Annotated in this window: 14 protein-coding genes and 1 other annotated feature; all 14 genes read right to left on the bottom strand. The window is 37.0% G+C overall.

Annotated elements, in window-relative coordinates:
• Positions 1-24: 24 nt before the first annotated feature.
• The 14 genes from rpsG to tuf all read right to left on the bottom strand — a co-directional run bounded on the left by rpsG (position 25) and on the right by tuf (position 17,423).
• On the bottom strand, positions 25-495 hold the full coding sequence (rpsG, locus tag IMX26_RS14005; RefSeq protein ID WP_195158991.1) for a 30S ribosomal protein S7: 471 nt from the start codon (positions 493-495) through the stop codon (positions 25-27).
• Positions 496-534: 39 nt separating this feature from the next.
• Complete coding sequence (gene rpsL / locus IMX26_RS14000; RefSeq protein WP_195161415.1) at positions 535-906, bottom strand: 30S ribosomal protein S12; 372 nt, start codon at positions 904-906, stop codon at positions 535-537.
• A gap of 1,566 nt (positions 907-2,472) precedes the next feature.
• Positions 2,473-2,916: an effector binding domain-containing protein gene (locus IMX26_RS13995; protein ID WP_195158990.1), complete on the bottom strand. Its 444-nt coding sequence runs from the start codon at positions 2,914-2,916 to the stop codon at positions 2,473-2,475.
• A gap of 70 nt (positions 2,917-2,986) precedes the next feature.
• Positions 2,987-3,895, bottom strand: a complete 909-nt coding sequence (locus tag IMX26_RS13990) for a YafY family protein (RefSeq protein WP_195158989.1) — start codon at positions 3,893-3,895, stop codon at positions 2,987-2,989.
• A 584-nt stretch (positions 3,896-4,479) separates the two neighbouring features.
• Positions 4,480-8,211, bottom strand: coding sequence for a DNA-directed RNA polymerase subunit beta' (rpoC, locus tag IMX26_RS13985; RefSeq protein WP_195158988.1), 3,732 nt, complete (start codon positions 8,209-8,211; stop codon positions 4,480-4,482).
• Positions 8,212-8,258: 47 nt separating this feature from the next.
• Entirely contained in the window at positions 8,259-12,176 is a 3,918-nt protein-coding gene (rpoB, locus tag IMX26_RS13980; RefSeq protein WP_195158987.1) for a DNA-directed RNA polymerase subunit beta, read from the bottom strand.
• 285 nt (positions 12,177-12,461) lie between these two features.
• A complete protein-coding gene (gene rplL, locus IMX26_RS13975; protein WP_195158986.1) occupies positions 12,462-12,830 on the bottom strand; it encodes a 50S ribosomal protein L7/L12 in 369 nt (122 codons plus the stop codon).
• Between the two features lie 27 nt (positions 12,831-12,857).
• Complete coding sequence (gene rplJ / locus IMX26_RS13970) at positions 12,858-13,391, bottom strand: 50S ribosomal protein L10 (protein ID WP_195158985.1); 534 nt, start codon at positions 13,389-13,391, stop codon at positions 12,858-12,860.
• A gap of 58 nt (positions 13,392-13,449) precedes the next feature.
• Positions 13,450-13,591, bottom strand: a sequence feature (ribosomal protein L10 leader region).
• A gap of 69 nt (positions 13,592-13,660) precedes the next feature.
• Positions 13,661-14,356, bottom strand: a complete 696-nt coding sequence (gene rplA / locus IMX26_RS13965; protein WP_195158984.1) for a 50S ribosomal protein L1 — start codon at positions 14,354-14,356, stop codon at positions 13,661-13,663.
• 55 nt (positions 14,357-14,411) lie between these two features.
• The gene (rplK, locus tag IMX26_RS13960; RefSeq protein WP_195158983.1) at positions 14,412-14,840 is read right to left on the bottom strand and encodes a 50S ribosomal protein L11; all 429 of its coding nucleotides are present in this window, start codon (positions 14,838-14,840) and stop codon (positions 14,412-14,414) included.
• A 21-nt stretch (positions 14,841-14,861) separates the two neighbouring features.
• Positions 14,862-15,392, bottom strand: coding sequence for a transcription termination/antitermination protein NusG (nusG, locus tag IMX26_RS13955; RefSeq protein ID WP_195158982.1), 531 nt, complete (start codon positions 15,390-15,392; stop codon positions 14,862-14,864).
• Between the two features lie 35 nt (positions 15,393-15,427).
• Positions 15,428-15,634: a preprotein translocase subunit SecE gene (gene secE, locus IMX26_RS13950; protein ID WP_195158981.1), complete on the bottom strand. Its 207-nt coding sequence runs from the start codon at positions 15,632-15,634 to the stop codon at positions 15,428-15,430.
• Positions 15,635-15,658: 24 nt separating this feature from the next.
• On the bottom strand, positions 15,659-15,823 hold the full coding sequence (gene rpmG / locus IMX26_RS13945; protein ID WP_279324864.1) for a 50S ribosomal protein L33: 165 nt from the start codon (positions 15,821-15,823) through the stop codon (positions 15,659-15,661).
• A gap of 397 nt (positions 15,824-16,220) precedes the next feature.
• The gene (gene tuf / locus IMX26_RS13940; RefSeq protein WP_195158979.1) at positions 16,221-17,423 is read right to left on the bottom strand and encodes an elongation factor Tu; all 1,203 of its coding nucleotides are present in this window, start codon (positions 17,421-17,423) and stop codon (positions 16,221-16,223) included.
• Positions 17,424-17,744: the final 321 nt, after the last annotated feature.

Below are 17,744 nucleotides of genomic sequence, written 5' to 3'. Positions count from 1 at the left end.
ATATTTATTTATGTTTAATTTATACTACCAACGGTAGTGTGCGAAAGCTCTATTTGCTTCTGCCATACGGTGAGTATCTTCTCTCTTCTTAATAGCGCCACCTTGGTTATTAGAGGCATCTAAGATTTCACCTGACAAACGCTCGACCATGGTTCTTTCACCACGCGACCGGGCGTACGATACTAACCAACGAATAGAAAGCATTAACTGACGGCGAGAACTAACTTCTGTTGGTACCTGATAAGTAGCACCACCAACACGACGAGATTTTACCTCTAGAATTGGAGAAACGTTCTTGATTGCTGTCTCAAATACTTCTAAAGCAGGTTTTCCGCTTTTTTGCTCTACTATTTCCATAGCACCATAAAAAATGCGTTGAGCAACACCACGTTTACCATCAAGCATTAATTTATTTATAAAACGTGTCACCAATTTGCTCTTATAAATTGGATCTGGTAATACATCGCGTTTTGGAACGGGACCTTTACGGGGCATTTTGCAACCTCCTTTACGATAGACTACACAATTAATCTTTTACTTAGGGCGTCTAGCACCGTATTTAGAACGGCTTTGCTTACGTCCTTCAACACCAGCTGTGTCAAGAGTACCTCTTACGATGTGAAAACGTACACCAGGTAAATCTTTAACACGACCACCACGCACTAAAACTACTGAGTGCTCCTGTAAATTGTGACCAATTCCAGGGATGTAAGCTGTAACCTCTTCACCATTAGTTAACCTTACCCTAGCAATTTTACGAATCGCTGAGTTTGGTTTTTTTGGATTCATAGTACGGACCTGAACACACATTCCCCTACGTTGTGGAGAACCACCTAACTTACGAGAAGCAGACTTCTTCTTTGAAGTATGACGTCCTTTACGTACTAATTGATTAATGGTCGGCATCATTGCACCTCCCTCGGTTGTACCGAATTTCTTTTTAGCAATAGAATATGACCGCGCGGCAACGTCACCCGGTCAAAAAGCCACATTTTCAATGTGACTACAAGCAGCGTAAATACATTGTAGTATTTTACAGACTCGCTCATTTTAACACTATAATAACGTTATGTCAACAATATTTTTAAGAATTTTTTGTTAAGTACAGTAACAGACGTACAAGCATTAGTAAGAATGAAAAAATGCAGTGTTTTTAGCTGTTTGATACTTAAAATTATTATCTTAGTATTTATTTTTGCCTTTTGGGTGTGATTTTACTCATAGATGATGATATGAGTAGTAATTAAACCCCTCACCCCTAGGCTTTTTGCATACTCGGCTAGTTTAACAGGTTAGGTTTAGATAGTCAACAGTTTTTTTTAGTTTGTAGTTTTTTCCACCGATTGAACAAAGTTGACGTTTTATCAAATTCATTTTTAAATATCGTGTGCCTTAATTCCTAGCGCTTTGATTGTAACAGGGGTCAGGCCTCTTGCTGATTGAGACTTATTGCTTTCAGTTCTATGTTAACTAAATAATTAAGCCATAGTTAGTCATGTTGAGGCCAGACCCCACCGTGAGGCTAGCTAGGCGTTTTTGTTGGAGGTTTTTTACTAATTTGACGTTTTATCAAATTCTTTTTTAATTATCGTGTCCCTTAATTCCTAACGCTTTGATTGTAACAGGGGTCAGGCCTCTTGCTGGTATGAAACTTATTGCTTTCAGTTCTATGTTAACTAAATAATTAATTCATAGTTAGTCATGTTGAGGCCAGACCCCACCGTGAGGTTAGCCACACGTTTTTGTTGGAGGTTTTCTACTAAGTAGACGTTTTATCAAATTCTTTTTTAATTATCGTGTGCCTTAATTCCTAACGCTTTGATTGTAACAGGGGTCAGGCCTCTTGCTGATTGAGACTTATTGCTTTCAGTTCTATGTTAACTAAATAATTAATTCATAGTTAATCATGTTGAGGCCAGACCCCACCATGAGGTTAACCAGACGTTTTTGTTGGAGGTTTTCTACTAAGTAGACGTTTTATCAAATTCTTTTTTAATTATCGTGTGCCTTAATTCCTAACGCTTTGATTGTAACAGGGGTCAGGCCTCTTGCTGGTATGAAACTTATTGCTTTCAGTTCTATGTTAACTAAATAATTAATTCATAGTTAGTCATGTTGAGGCCAGACCCCACTGTCAGGTTAGCCAGGCGTTTAGTTGAAGAATTTTTTTGGTAGATTTATGTTATAACAGACACAGGCGAACACAAGGTTCGCCCTACGAAAGTCGTTTTTTACATAATACACAGGATTCGTCCATAGAAAAGGTTTAGCCGTGAGTCTATGTTGTTACCTTTAAATAGTAAAAAAATGCCTTACAGAGCGAATTTAAAGGCATACCGTTACTACATTTTGTTACATATATGTAATTTATTTTAAATTATATCATTTGCAGTATTTTACTTGGCTATAAGTACTGTCTATCGAAAAAGCTCACCCTATTAGGTAAGCTTTTTGACTTTATAGATTTTAGGGTTATTTAATAGGCACATGAAAATACATGTCTTTTTTACCGGTCTCTTCAAAATCATAATTACTACTAATTATTAATCCTTCTTTAGGTAGAACTTCTTTATATATATGTTGAACTATATTATCGTAATTAGGATACTCATTATAGTTCTCAATTTTGAATATTGCATATTTATTAGCAGGGATTTTTATTAGATCCATTCCAGCCGGAACGCATGAATCATCTGCCACTTTAACTGCTGCATAATAGGTAAACTTGCCATTGGTATTTATCTCTGCTGTCCAAGTATCATATCCATAGTGAATATCCACATCAACTCTATTTCTTATTTCTCCAATTCTGGCTACGAAGTTATCCCAAAGTTTTCCTATTTCATTTGAGTTATTCCCGTAGTACTTCATACCAACTAACATAAAACCCTTTTTCTCTCCAATTGTATAGTTCATACTATCGTCTCACTTTCTTAAGATTATATCTTAATTATGTAGGAGTAATACTGACAGCAGTATGTCATGGTTAACAGTTTTTACTTAGTCCCTTATTTAGTCTATCTTTATATTCTATTTTAAGGTGAGATGGCTCTATTATCTCAACATATGGGGTTAGTGAAAGTATAGTTGCAAATAACCATTCATCCAGTTTTGCATTTATGTTTATTAGTATATAGTCCTCTCGTATATCACAGGTATGGTATTTGAATATTTCAGCAACCCTACCAAGCAGGTTTATGTCAACCTTTAGAATGATGCTTTCTAAATCACTATTTCCTTCACCACTTGTCTGCCAAGGTTTCACCTCAGGCAGTTCAATTTTATTAAATTTCTCTTTCAAGACTTCAACTGAGATAATTCTATTGAGCTTAAATAATCTAAAGTCTTTTCGTAGTTCACAATACGCGTATACATACCATTTTGTAGTAGTCATAAGCAGTGTGTATGGATTAATTATTCTATGAGTCTCCTTAAAATTAACATCATAGTATTTAATGTGTACCTTATTCAATGAATCCCTAGCTGAAGACAGGCATTTAAGGTTTTCTTTAAAGAACTCATCACTGATTAAGGGGTTTAATTGAATAACCAGCTTTTCATCGTCTTCAATACTATTTGTAAGTTGGATTTTATTGTAAATAGAACTGATTTCTTTTGATGCACCAATGTTACTGAGGTCTTCTAAGAATTTTATAAGTATATTTGCTTCATTTTTGCTGAGAAAGCTTTTATCAAGTCTATAGTTATCAAGCAGTGCATAACCACCATTTTTTCCAACATCACCGTACAGCGGAATTCCAGCCATATTAAGTGTCTCCATATCTCTATGAATAGTTCTTACAGATACCTCATAATAATCTGCCAATTGTTTAGCAGTAATCTTTTTTTTGTTTATTAGTTGCATAAGAATTCCTAGAAGTCTATCTATTTTCATTATTTCACCTCTTTTTATAGTATACCATGTAAGGCTGATTCAATCAGAAAGTATAACATTGTTGGTGGCAGTTATATTTCGTTGGACTTTTAGTCGGGACATTTCTTGAGGCATTAACTTACGCGTCTTTACAACTTATTGTTTCATTTAACTTTACACAGTGGTAGGAGCTATAAACCGAATGATGTGTCCCAGTGGCAAACATTGGCATTAGCAACCGCTGATTACCTTAAAAATTAGCAAGCCATAAGGCTTGCGGAGTAGAGTTTTGATTGAGCAGTGATATGTTAAGCAAGTATAACCAAAACCTTCTTAATGCCTAACGGTTTAATTATAACAGGGGTCAGGCCTCTTGCTGGTAAGAAAGTCACTGCTTTTAGATTTATATTATACAAAGAATACAGATATTGCTTATTATGTTGAGGCCAGACCCCACTGGGTGGTTTACCAAACGTTTTGAATGGGAGGTTTTTTGTAGGTTTAACACCTAACACAGAATGGCACAAAGCCATCCCCTACGTTAATTATTATGAAAAGTACATACTAAAAAAGACTCACTCTTACGAGTGAGCCTTTTAATTATTTTAGTTTTCTTCAAGAGATACTGCTATAGCATCATCTTCAACTTCTAGTATATCTTCTTCGATATTACTTACTACTAAATCGCGGTACTTAGCTAAGCCTGTTCCGGCTGGTATTAGCTTACCGATTATTACGTTTTCTTTTAGACCTAATAATGGATCACGTTTACCTTTTATAGCTGCGTCTGTAAGAACTCTTGTTGTTTCTTGGAATGAAGCAGCTGATAAGAATGAATCGGTAGCTAATGATGCTTTAGTAATACCTAGCAACACAGGTCTTGCGGTTGCTGGCAAGCCACCTTTCATTAAAGCCTCTTCATTTGCATCCTCAAAAGCAAAGATATCTACTAAACTACCAGGAAGCAATCTTGAATCACAGGCCTCTTCGACTTTAACTTTACGTAACATTTGACGTACAATAACCTCAATATGTTTATCATTAATGTCTACACCCTGCATTCTATATACTTTTTGCACCTCACTTAATAGATAAAGCTGAACAGCTCTTAAACCACTAATATCTAATAATTCATGTGGATTAATTGAACCCTCTGTTAATGGCTGACCTGCTTCGACCTCTACATTTTCTTTAACTTTTAAGCGCATACTATATGGAACTTTATAACTTTGAGCCTCACCCTCTTCTGTTATTACAGAAATTAAACGATGCTCACGTTCTTCTTCTATATGAATTCTACCATCAACTTCAGTTATTATTGCTTGACCCTTTGGATTACGGGCTTCAAATAATTCTTCTACACGTGGCAAACCTTGGGTAATATCATTACCAGCTACACCACCAGTATGGAATGTACGCATTGTTAACTGAGTACCAGGCTCACCAATTGATTGAGCAGCCACAGTACCAATAGCCTCACCAACTGTTACATGGTTACCTGTAGCCATATCACGACCATAACACTTAGCACACACACCCTGCTTACTACGGCAGTTTAGTACAGTTCTAATATATACGCCATGAATCAAGCGACTTGTTAATTTATCTCCAGCAGATACTTCATCGTTATTTTTTACTAAAACTTCGTGATCTGGTGAAATATATCTTATTTCAGTACCACCGTCACCTTTAATTTCTAATCTATCTGCTTTAACTTTAATTTTTCCTGATATAGGAGCTTTGATGATACCAAATGTTTGAATTAACTCTGCATCTGCGTAGCTAACCATTTCATTCTCATCAACAATAATCTTTTCATTATCGTTAAGCTCTCCTGTAATAGGATCAACATAAACTGGATAACAAATATCTTCAGCAGCTGTTCTACCTTGAATACGCTCACTTATAGGAACAATTACGGTAGAGTCACTGTATATATCCTCAGTATAAGTTCCACTAGTTGTATTACAGTCTATATCTCTTACAATTACATCTTGAGACACATCTACTAAACGTCTGGTTAAATAACCTGAGTCAGCTGTTCGTAAAGCTGTATCTGCAAGACCTTTACGTGTTCCGTGGGTTGATGTGAAATACTCTAATACATCTAGTCCCTCTCGGAAGTTGGCTTTTATTGGCAACTCAATTTCTCGGCCGGATGGGTCTGCCATTAGCCCACGCATTCCGCCCATCTGAGTTAACTGAGATATGTTACCCCTCGCACCTGAGACATGCATAATACCTAAAGTATTAAACTCAGGTATAGCGCTCTGTAAAGCCTTAGTAACATCAGCTTTTACACCATGCCATATTTCTATAATACGCTTATAACGTTCTTCTTCACTTAAAAGACCACGTCTAAAAGCACGTTTAATTCTTTCTACTTCAATATCGGCTTTCTCAATAATCTCGTGTTTTTCTTTAGGTATAATAATATCATTAACACCAATTGAAATCCCAGATAACGTTGAGTTCTGAAAACCTAAACGTTTTAAATCATCAAGAACACCAGCTGTAATAGTATTACCATGACATCTGTAACACTGGTCTACTATTTTACCTAGTTGCTTTTTGGCAACCTTAAAGTTTATTTCTGGTAAACATTCATTACTCGGAATACTACGGTCTACAAATCCTAAATCCTGAGGAATAAACTCATTAAGAATTAAGCGCCCAATAGTTGTATCCACTAACTGACGTTTTCCGTTTGCTTTTAAATAAACTTTAATACCAGCCTGTAAACCAATATTATTTGTTTGGTAAGCCATTAAGGCTTCTTCATATGAACTAAAGATTTTACCCTCGCCTAAATCACCAGGTCTTAACATAGTCATAAAGTAGATACCCAATACCATGTCTTTGGCTGGTACGGACTCAGGGCTACCATCCTTAGGGTTTAATAAGTTATGGGCTGATAATAGAAGTATTCTACACTCAGCTTGTGCTTCAGCAGATAATGGTACATGTACAGCCATTTGGTCACCATCAAAGTCAGCATTATAACCAGAACACACTAGTGGATGTACTTGTATGGCTTTTCCTTCAACCAACTTTGGCTCAAAGGCCTGGATACCTAATCTGTGTAAAGTAGGTGCACGGTTTAACAGCACAGGGTGATCTTTAATAACATACTCCAATACATCCCATACCTCATCATGCATCCGCTCTACTTTCTTTTTAGCTGATTTAATATTTGTGGCACTGCCATTTTCAACAAGCTCTTTCATTACAAAAGGCTTAAATAGCTCAAGAGCCATTTCTTTAGGTAGCCCGCACTGATACAACTTTAGCTCAGGACCAACTACAATAACTGAACGACCAGAGTAGTCAACACGCTTACCAAGTAGGTTTTGACGGAAACGACCCTGTTTACCTTTAAGCATATCACTTAAAGACTTTAGAGCACGGTTTCCGGGACCTGTAACAGGTCTTCCTCGACGACCGTTATCGATTAAAGCATCTACAGCCTCTTGTAACATACGTTTTTCGTTACGTACAATTATGTCTGGAGCACCTAAATCTAATAATCTCTTTAAACGGTTGTTTCGGTTAATTACTCTTCTATATAAATCGTTTAAATCGCATGTAGCGAATCTACCACCATCTAATTGAACCATTGGTCTTAAGTCAGGCGGTATAACAGGAATTACATCTAATATCATCCACTCAGGATTATTGCCAGATTTTGAGAAGGCATCGATAATCTCCAGTCTTCTCATGGCTCGTTTTTTTCTTTGGCCTGAGGTATCGGCTATTTCTTGTCTCAAAGCGGTAGCTTCTTTGCCTAGCTCCACTTCACTCAATAATACTTTAATAGCCTCTGCACCCATGCCAACAGTAAATGCTTGACCATATTTATCTCTGGCTTCGCGATATTCTACTTCGGTTAATACTTGTTTTTTTGTCAACGCTGTATCACCAGCATCTAGTACAACATATGAAGCAAAATACAGCACTTTTTCGAGCAAACGTGGAGACATACCTAATACATATCCTATACGACTAGGAACCCCTTTAAAGTACCAAATATGCGATACTGGAGCTGCTAACTCAATATGTCCCATTCGTTCACGGCGCACTCGTGATCTTGTAACTTCAACGCCACAGCGATCACATACTACACCTTTATATCTAATTCTCTTATATTTTCCACAATGACATTCCCAGTCTTTTTGTGGTCCAAATATACGCTCACAAAACAAACCATCACGTTCCGGCTTAAGGGTTCGGTAATTTATTGTTTCAGGCTTCTTTACTTCACCTTTTGACCAAGATCGAATCTTCTCTGGAGAAGCTAATCCTATTAACATTGCATCAAATTTGTTGTGGTCTATCAAAAGGGGCACGCTCCCTTCAATTTTTTAGATACTAATTCATCCATATTTTAGTTTAGATCATCTCGTGGTCTAATTAATTCACTAAGTTTGGCAATTCGCTCTTCAAGAGTCATTTCTTTATCTTCAACTTCACTTTCAGCACTTGCTATAGCAATAGCCTCTGATTCTGCTTCATCTTCATTAGAATATGCTTCACTTTCATCATTCTCAGCTTCATAATCTTGTGGATCCTGTTCTTGAGTTTTAGGCTCTGGAGTAGGAACATTCTTTAGCTCGTTTTCAATCTCTACATCATTGTTGGCATTATCTTCGAACTCTGCTTCTACCACATCTTCACCTGAAGTAATTCTAACGTCTAAACCTAAGCTTTGCATTTCTTTTATTAGTACCTTAAACGATTCGGGTATTCCAGGCTCAGGTATGTTTTCGCCTTTTACAATTGCCTCATAGGTTTTAACACGACCTACAACGTCATCTGACTTAACAGTTAACATTTCCTGCAAGGTGTAAGCCGCACCATAAGCCTCTAATGCCCATACTTCCATCTCACCAAAACGCTGTCCACCGAACTGCGCTTTACCACCTAGTGGTTGTTGGGTTACTAAAGAGTAAGGACCAGTTGAACGCGCGTGAATTTTATCGTCTACTAAATGGAATAACTTAAGCATATAAATGTATCCCACAGTTACTTCATTTTGGAATCTTTCACCAGTACGACCATCATAAAGTACTGTTTTACCTTTTTCGGGTAAGCCAGCTCTTTTAAGCCATTCTCTAATTTGATCTTCTGTAGCACCATCAAAAACTGGAGTTGCTATATGCACACCTAACTCACTGGCTGCCCAGCCTAAGTGGGTCTCAAAGAGCTGACCAATATTCATACGAGAAGGAATTCCTAGTGGTGTTAACACTATGTCAAGTGGTCTTCCATCTGGTAAGAATGGCATATCTTCTTCTGGTACAATACGTGCAACAATACCTTTATTACCATGGCGTCCAGCCATTTTGTCACCAACAGAGATTTTACGCTTTTGAGCAACGTATACTCTAACTAGTTGGTCTACCCCTGGTGGCAGTTCATCACCGTTCTCACGGGTAAATACGTTAACATCAACAACCATACCCTCAGCACCATTAGGTACTCGAGTAGAGGTATCTCTTACTTCACGAGCTTTTTCACCAAAAATGGCTCTTAACAAACGCTCTTCAGCAGTTAACTCTGTTTCTCCTTTAGGAGTAACCTTACCTACTAAAATATCTCCAGACTTAACTTCCGCACCAATCCTAACTATTCCACGTTCGTCAAGATCTTTTAAGGCATCTTCACCTACGTTAGGAATGTCTCGAGTAATTTCCTCTGGACCTAGCTTAGTGTCACGGGCTTCAGCCTCGTATTCTTCTATATGAATAGATGTTAATACATCGTCTTTTACAATGTTCTCATTAATAATGATAGCATCCTCATAGTTATAACCATTCCAGGTTAAAAATCCAACTAACATATTACGACCTAAAGCTAATTCTCCCTTATCTACAGAAGGACCATCAGCAATAATGTCACCTTTATTAATTTCTTCATTAAAGGCTACTAAAGGTCTTTGATTGATACATGTACCTTGATTAGATCTCTCAAATTTCTTTAGTTTATATTTATCTACTCTACCATTCTCGGTAGTTATTTCTATTCTTCTGCCAGAAACATAGCTTACTCTGCCTTTATTTTTAGCAATAATAACATGGCCAGAGTCTTTTGCGGCTTTATGCTCCATGCCAGTACCTACTATAGGGGCCTGGGGCACTAAAAGCGGTACAGCCTGCTTCTGCATGTTTGCTCCCATTAGGGCTCTACTCGCATCATCATTCTCTAAGAATGGTATTAAGGCTGTGGCTATACTAAAGATTTGCTTTGGTGAAACATCAATAAAGTCAACTTTATCAGGCCTCACTGCCCTTACGTCTTTATTTACACGAACTGGCACCTGCTCATCTAAAATACGCCCTGTTTCTGAATCTAAGTTTACATCTGATTGACCAAAGAAATATCCTTCCTCTTCATCAGCTGTAAAATACCTTATTTCATCTGTTACGGAATGTGTCTCTTTATCTACTACTCGATAAGGAGTTTGCATAAAACCGTACTCATTAACTCTAGTATAGGTACCTAAACGGCCTATTAAACCAATGTTAGGACCCTCAGGTGTTTCAATTGGACAAATTCTGCCAAAGTGTGAGTGATGTACATCACGAACGTCAAAACTTGCCCGATCACGATTTAATCCACCAGGACCTAAGGCACTTAGAGTTCTTTTGTTAGATAACTCTGCTAGTGGGTTTGTTTGATCCATAAATTGACTTAACTGACTACTGCCAAAGAATTCTTTAACTTTAGCAACTACAGGTCTTATATTTATAAGCGCCTGTGGTGTTACAGATTCAGTATCCTGAATGGTCATACGTTCTCTTACAACACGCTCCATACGAGATAAACCTGTACGGAATTCGTTTTGTAATAGTTCACCTACACAGCGTAGTCTTCTATTACCTAAATGGTCTATATCATCAAATCTACCTATTCCCTCAAGGAGGTTAAAGATATAACTAATTGTAGCAATGATATCTGCTTTTACTAAACACTTGGCATTATTAGGCAAATATTCATCTGCCAATACTACTTGTACTGTTTGTTCCTTCAATGTTTTCAATGTAACTAAAGCACCATATAATTCTTCTAAATTACTTTCTACGAGCTTTAATTGGTCTTCATCTATATAAGTATTTTTAGGAATAATTACTTCATCGTTAACAAGAATAGGCTCTGTAATAGTTCTTTTTAAGAGCTTATCTTGCCATGTTTTTTTATCAAAGCCATTACCAATAATTCTTATAATTCTATTATCCTCTAAAGTCACGCATAAACTGTTAATTCCAGATTTTTGTAGTTTAATAATAATCTCATCAGTAATCTTTTGACCCGATTCAACTAAAACTTCACCTTTGGCAACAATTAGTTCTCCAATTTGAGAAATAATCTCACCTGTATCTTGATTAACAACCGTTTTTCCTTGGTAAATATCTTCTGTAGCTAATATTGTTTCAGCTGAGATACATCCCTTAATGCGTTTAGATAGAGCAAGTTTTTTATTAAATTTATATCTTCCAACCTTAGCTAAATCGTATCTTTTATTTTGGAAAAACATAGCATTTAACAAAGATTTAGATGTTTCAACTGTGGGTGGCTCACCTGGTCTAATTTTACGATATACTTCGAGTAAACCTTCTTCTTCACTCTTAGTAGAATCTTTTTCTAATGTTGCTGCCACTCTAGCACCCTGACCTAATAAATCATAAATCTGGGCATCTGAACCATAACCTAAAGCTCTAATAAAAGTGGTTACTGGTACTTTTCTACTACGGTCTATTCTTACCGTAACAATTCCACGTCTGTCATAATTATATTCTATCCATGCACCTCTATTAGGTATAACCTTTGCTTCAACTAGTTGGTTTCCATTTTTATCAACAGGATTCTTGTAATAGGCTCCTGGAGAACGCACTAATTGACTAACAATTACTCGTTCAGCTCCATTGTAAATAAATGTACCTGTTTCAGTCATTATTGGGAAATCTCCCATAAAGACCTCTTGCTCTTTAACCTCACCAGTTTCTTGATTAATAAGTCTAACCTTACCTCTTAATGGTCTAGAGTAAGTTACATCTCTTTCTCTGGCTTCATCAACAGAATATTTTGGCTTACCAAAATAGTAATCTAAAAACTCAAGCTTTAGATTTCCTGTAAAATCTTGAATTGGAGAAATACCATCAAATGCTTCTCTTAATCCTACCTGTTCAAACCAACGATAAGATTCTCGTTGAATTTCGATAAGATCTGGCATTTCCAAAACTTCTTGTGTACGAGCAAATGTGTGTCTGGTACGGCGTCCTAGCCTAACCTTTTGGGTCGTCATACAGATCTTCACCCCTTGGTTGTTTTTTTTCAGCAAAAGCAAAAAAGAGGGAATCCCCCTCATCAGCAAACGATTGCTAATTCGACAATTTTCTGCCATATATTATGAATCTCAAACGTTAATCAACCTGTTTTTAGACTCATTTTCATAAACACTATAATTAGCTTTAATCGCTTGTCTTTACAAAATCATAGCAATAAAAAATGATAACAAATTATTGATGATTTGTCAAATTATTTGATAAAAAAAAAGCACTTTAAGTGCTTTTTTATTTTTTTTATACTATTACTTAAGTTCTACTTCAGCGCCAGCTTCCACTAGCTGCTTCTTGAACTCTTCAGCTTCCTCTTTAGAGACAGCTTCTTTAATTGTAGATGGGCACTCGTCTACTAATTTCTTAGCATCAACAAGACCTAAACCTGTGATTCCACGAACAGCTTTAACTACAGCAATCTTCTTAGCACCAAAGCTCTTTAAGATTACGTCAAATTCTGTTTGCTCTTCAACTTCAGCAGCAGCACCAGCACCAGGCATAGCCATAGCCATAGGAGCAGAAGCAGAAACACCAAAAATTTCTTCCATCTCTTTAACTAACTCAGATAACTCCATAACAGTCATATTCTTAATAGCTTCAATAATTTGCTCTTTATTCATAATTGTACCTCCACAATTTTTTTTATTTTAAGATGCTTGTTCTTTCTGTTCACGAACAGCATTTAATGCATATACTAAACTTGAGATAATACCGTTTGATGCACGTACAAAACCAGTAATAGGAGCCTGCATACCACTTAAAACCATAGAAAGTAATACCTCTCTTGATGGAAGGTCTGCTAAAGCTGTAACACCAGCGGTATCAATTACTTTACCTTCTAAAATACCGGCTTTAACAACAGGTAAATTGTTTTCGTGGTTTTTACTGAAATCACTTAAAATTTTAGCTGCTGTAACAGGATCATCATATCCAAATGCTAAAGCTGTTGGGCCTTGTAAAGAGTCTTTTATTTCATCAACCTCTTTACCCTCTAAAGCAATTTTAACTAATGTATTTTTCAATACCTTATACTCAATACCTGCTTCACGTAATTGCTTTCGAAGTTCAGTCATATCCGCTACGTTAATTCCACGGTAATCGGTTAGAATTACTGATTTAGCTTTCTCAAATCTCTCACGAATTTCTGAAACTTGACGCTGCTTATCTTCACGCATACTCATTTTTCCACCTCCTTAACAAATGTGCGATTTGTATAATCAAATTGTTACGATAAAAATTTATATAAATTAAAAAGCCTCTATGGTATAGACATAGAGGCAGGTATAACAAACGCATCATAGCGTAATTAATTAACCTAAGAACCTCGGTAGGATATTAAGCCAAAGGCTCCTACTGTCTACAGCCAAAAAGTATTTTACTATATAATTTTTAATCTGTCAATAAATAATTTTACAATAGTGTTTATTAGGTTAATCGGTTATTAATGCAATTACTCTGAAGCTTTTTGTTGGTTAATCTTGATGCCAGGTCCCATTGTAGATGATACAGCTACGCTTTTAACGTATTGACCTTTAGCAGCCGCAGGGCGAGCACGCATAAGAGCTCCCATTAAAGCATTAAAGTTTGATTTCAAATCTTCTACGCTGAATGACGCTTTACCGATTGGAGCATGTACAATACCAGCACGCTCAACACGGTACTCAATTTTACCAGCCTTAAACTCTTTAACCGCATTAGCGATATCAGCAGTTACAGTACCAGCTTTAGGGTTAGGCATTAAACCACGAGGACCCAATACTCTACCTAAACGACCAACTACTCTCATCATATCTGGTGTCGCTAATACTAAATCAAAATCCATCCAGCCGCCTTGAATTTTTTTAGCTACTTCTTCGTCACCGATCATATCAGCACCAGCTGCTTTAGCTGCCTCTGCCGCATCATCTTTAGCAAAAACTACCATGCGTACTGTACGGCCTAAACCAGCAGGCATTGTTACAGCACCACGAACTTGTTGATCAGCATGACGTGGGTTAACACCCAGCTTAACAGCTAATTCAATTGTCTCGTCAAATTTTGCAGTAGCATTCTTTTTAACTAATTCTAGCGCTTCTAGTGGATCATACAAACGATCACGATCCACAAGCTCTTTAGCTGCTGAATAGCGTTTTCCTTGTTTTGCCATTTCTATACCTCCTAGTGGTTCAAACGATAATTCTCTCCCACATTAAATAATTCAATTAGTTTTCTTTAACTACGAATCCCATGCTGCGAGCTGTACCTTCAATCATACGCATAGCTGACTCAATGTTAGCTGCGTTTAAATCAGGCATTTTTTGCTCAGCAATTTCTTTAACCTGTTGTTTTGTAACAGTTGCAACTTTTGTTCGATTAGGCTCACCAGAACCAGACTCAACGCCAGCCGCTTTCTTTAATAATACTGCTGCAGGTGGTGTTTTAGTGATAAATGTAAAACTTCTATCCTGATATACAGTAATTACTACAGGAATAATTAAACCATTATCCTTTTGAGTGCGGGCATTAAACTCTTTACAAAATTGCATTATGTTAACGCCAGCCTGACCTAATGCTGGTCCAACTGGAGGAGCTGGATTAGCTTTACCTGCAGGTATTTGCAATTTAACTAAATTAATAACTTTTTTAGCCATGTTTGCACCTCCTTAAATCCTTTAATTAATTTTTTTTACTTGATTAAAATCGAGTTCCAAAGGTGTATTTCTACCAAACATAGAAACACGTACTTTTAGGCGTTGTCTTGGAGCTGACACTTCTTCAATAACTCCACTAAAGTTTTTGAATGGTCCGTCTGTAACAACAACGACTTCACCAACTTCATAACTAACCTTTAGCACTACGTCTTCTAATTCAGCTTCGCCCAATAAATTATCCACCTCGTGATCCTCTAATGGCACAGGACGTGATCCTGGTCCAACAAAACCAGTAACACCAGGCGTGTTACGTACAACGTACCATGAATGATCTGTCATAATCATTTGCACAAGAACATACCCAGGAAATATTTTACGTTCGACAGTACGGGTTTGCCCGTTCTTGACTTCCGTAACTTCCTCAGTAGGTACCTCTACGCGAAAAATCTTATCAGATACTTCCATAGACTCTATACGTTTTTCCATATTAGTTTTTACCTTATTCTCATAACCAGAATAAGTATGAACGACATACCATCTTTTATCTGACATTCTTACCGGTTAAACCGTTCCCTCCTCGTTACTCATTATAAAACTAGTTGTAAGAGTTGAGAGAAAGCAGAATCAAACAATAGTACGAGCATAGCTACACCCGCTACAGTTGCTATTACAACTCCTGTAGCTGTAACTAACTCAGATCGTCCAGGCCAATTAACTTTTCTTAACTCGGCACGAACTTCCTTAAAAAACTTAAATCTCGACTTCTTTTTTTGGGGTTGAGCTTTTGTAGACATAAGTGACACATCCTTTTTTATTGCCTATCTGGTCTCCCGATGCAGGGTATGCTTTCGGCAAAACTTGCAATATTTGTTTAACTCAATACGGTTATTATGGGTTCGACGGTTCTTACTTGTCCTATAATTACGTTGCTTACACTCTGTACAAGCCAAAGTAATTCCCACGCGCATAACGGGCACCTCCATCTATATTTATATCTTAAGGTATACTAAACCTCGATGCACTCATAAGGGTACCCAATAAAACTACCACATATTAAAATACATGTCAATAAAACTATTTTAATTTACAATAAAAAAAGCTGTAATTAAAGCCGAAAACAAGCTCAAGGCTTTTTAACTGCTTTGTACAACTACCTTAATGCCAAATTGCATTACTAATTCGCCCTCATAGTTTCATGAAATTAGCCTTAATTTACATAGGTATACTTTGGAATAATACACCTATGCATATTATTATTTACCTAATTTAATATACCTTTAAAGTCAAATGAATATTATTGCTAATGTATATTGGTATATTGAGTTGTGTTAACAACTCAATATACCTATTATTTTAAATTGTTAGTTATTTTGCGATTTACTACTCAATAATAGAAGTAACAATTCCAGCACCAACAGTTCTTCCACCCTCACGGATAGCAAAACTTGTACCTTGCTCAATAGCAATTGGGGTGATTAATTTAATTGTCATTTGTACGTTATCTCCAGGCATAACCATTTCTACACCTTCTGGTAACTCAATAACGCCTGTAACATCTGTTGTGCTAAAGAAAAACTGTGGACGGTATCCTGCGAAGAATGGTTTATGACGTCCGCCCTCTTCTTTTTTTAATACGTATACCTCTCCGTTAAAATGAGTATGTGGATTAATACTACCTGGTTTAGCTAATACTTGACCACGCTCAATCTCAGCACGACCAATACCACGTAATAAACAACCTACGTTGTCTCCAGCCATACCTTCGTCCATTAATTTACGGAACATTTCAACACCTGTACAGGTTGTTTTGCGAGGCTGATCCATCATACCTACGATTTCTACTTCATCACCTACGTGAACAATTCCACGTTCGATTCTGCCTGTAGCTACTGTACCACGGCCTGTAATTGAGAATACGTCCTCAATTGGCATTAAGAATGGCTTATCTACAGCACGCTCTGGCAATGGAATGTAGGCATCTACTTCATCCATTAATTTTAGAATTTGACCACACCACTCACAGTCACGACTTCCACAACCACATTCTAAAGCCTTTAAGGCTGATCCTGCTACGAATGGAGTGTCATCTCCTGGGAATTTGTATTGGTCTAATAATTCACGTACTTCCATTTCTACTAATTCAATAAGCTCTTCATCATCTACCATGTCTGCCTTATTCATAAATACTACGATATAAGGTACGTTTACTTGGTGACTTAAAAGAATGTGCTCACGTGTTTGAGGCATTGGGCCATCAGCAGCTGATACTACTAAAATAGCTCCATCCATTTGTGCTGCACCAGTAATCATGTTTTTAACGTAGTCAGCGTGACCTGGGCAGTCTACATGAGCGTAATGCCTGTCAGCTGTTTCATATTCAACGTGAGCTGTATTAATTGTAATACCGCGCTCTCTCTCTTCTGGAGCCTTATCGATATCTTCAAATTTAACTTCTTCTGAAGTTCCTGCTGCTGCTAAAACTTTTGTAATAGCCGCTGTTAAAGTTGTTTTACCGTGGTCAATGTGACCTATTGTTCCGATATTAACGTGTGGTTTATTGCGTTCAAACTTCTGTTTAGCCATTTCCTGACCTCCTTAGAAATATAATTACCATTGGATTTCATCGACATTTTACCAGTATGTACTTAGTTAGTCAATAATATATACTGTAGTAACATAATTTTTGTTATACTTTCTTTCCACTGACGCTTTCATAATTGAGCTATCTCTTACTGTAGCTTAAATCCTGACGGGTTAATTGTAACAGGGGTCAGGCCTCGTGCTGGTAAAGTAGTTATTTCTTTCAGCCATATGCTTACTAAATGATTAAGGTAAAATTAGTCCTGTTGAGGCCAGACCCCGCCGTGAGGTTATGTCATGCCGTTTGGGGTAGGAGTTTTTTGG

The sequence above is a fragment of the Clostridium sp. 'deep sea' genome (assembly GCF_014931565.1).
GTDB lineage: Bacteria > Bacillota > UBA994 > PWPR01 > PWPR01.
Note: the sequence above shows the minus strand (reverse complement) of the source record. Positions and strands in the feature narration are given on the sequence as shown.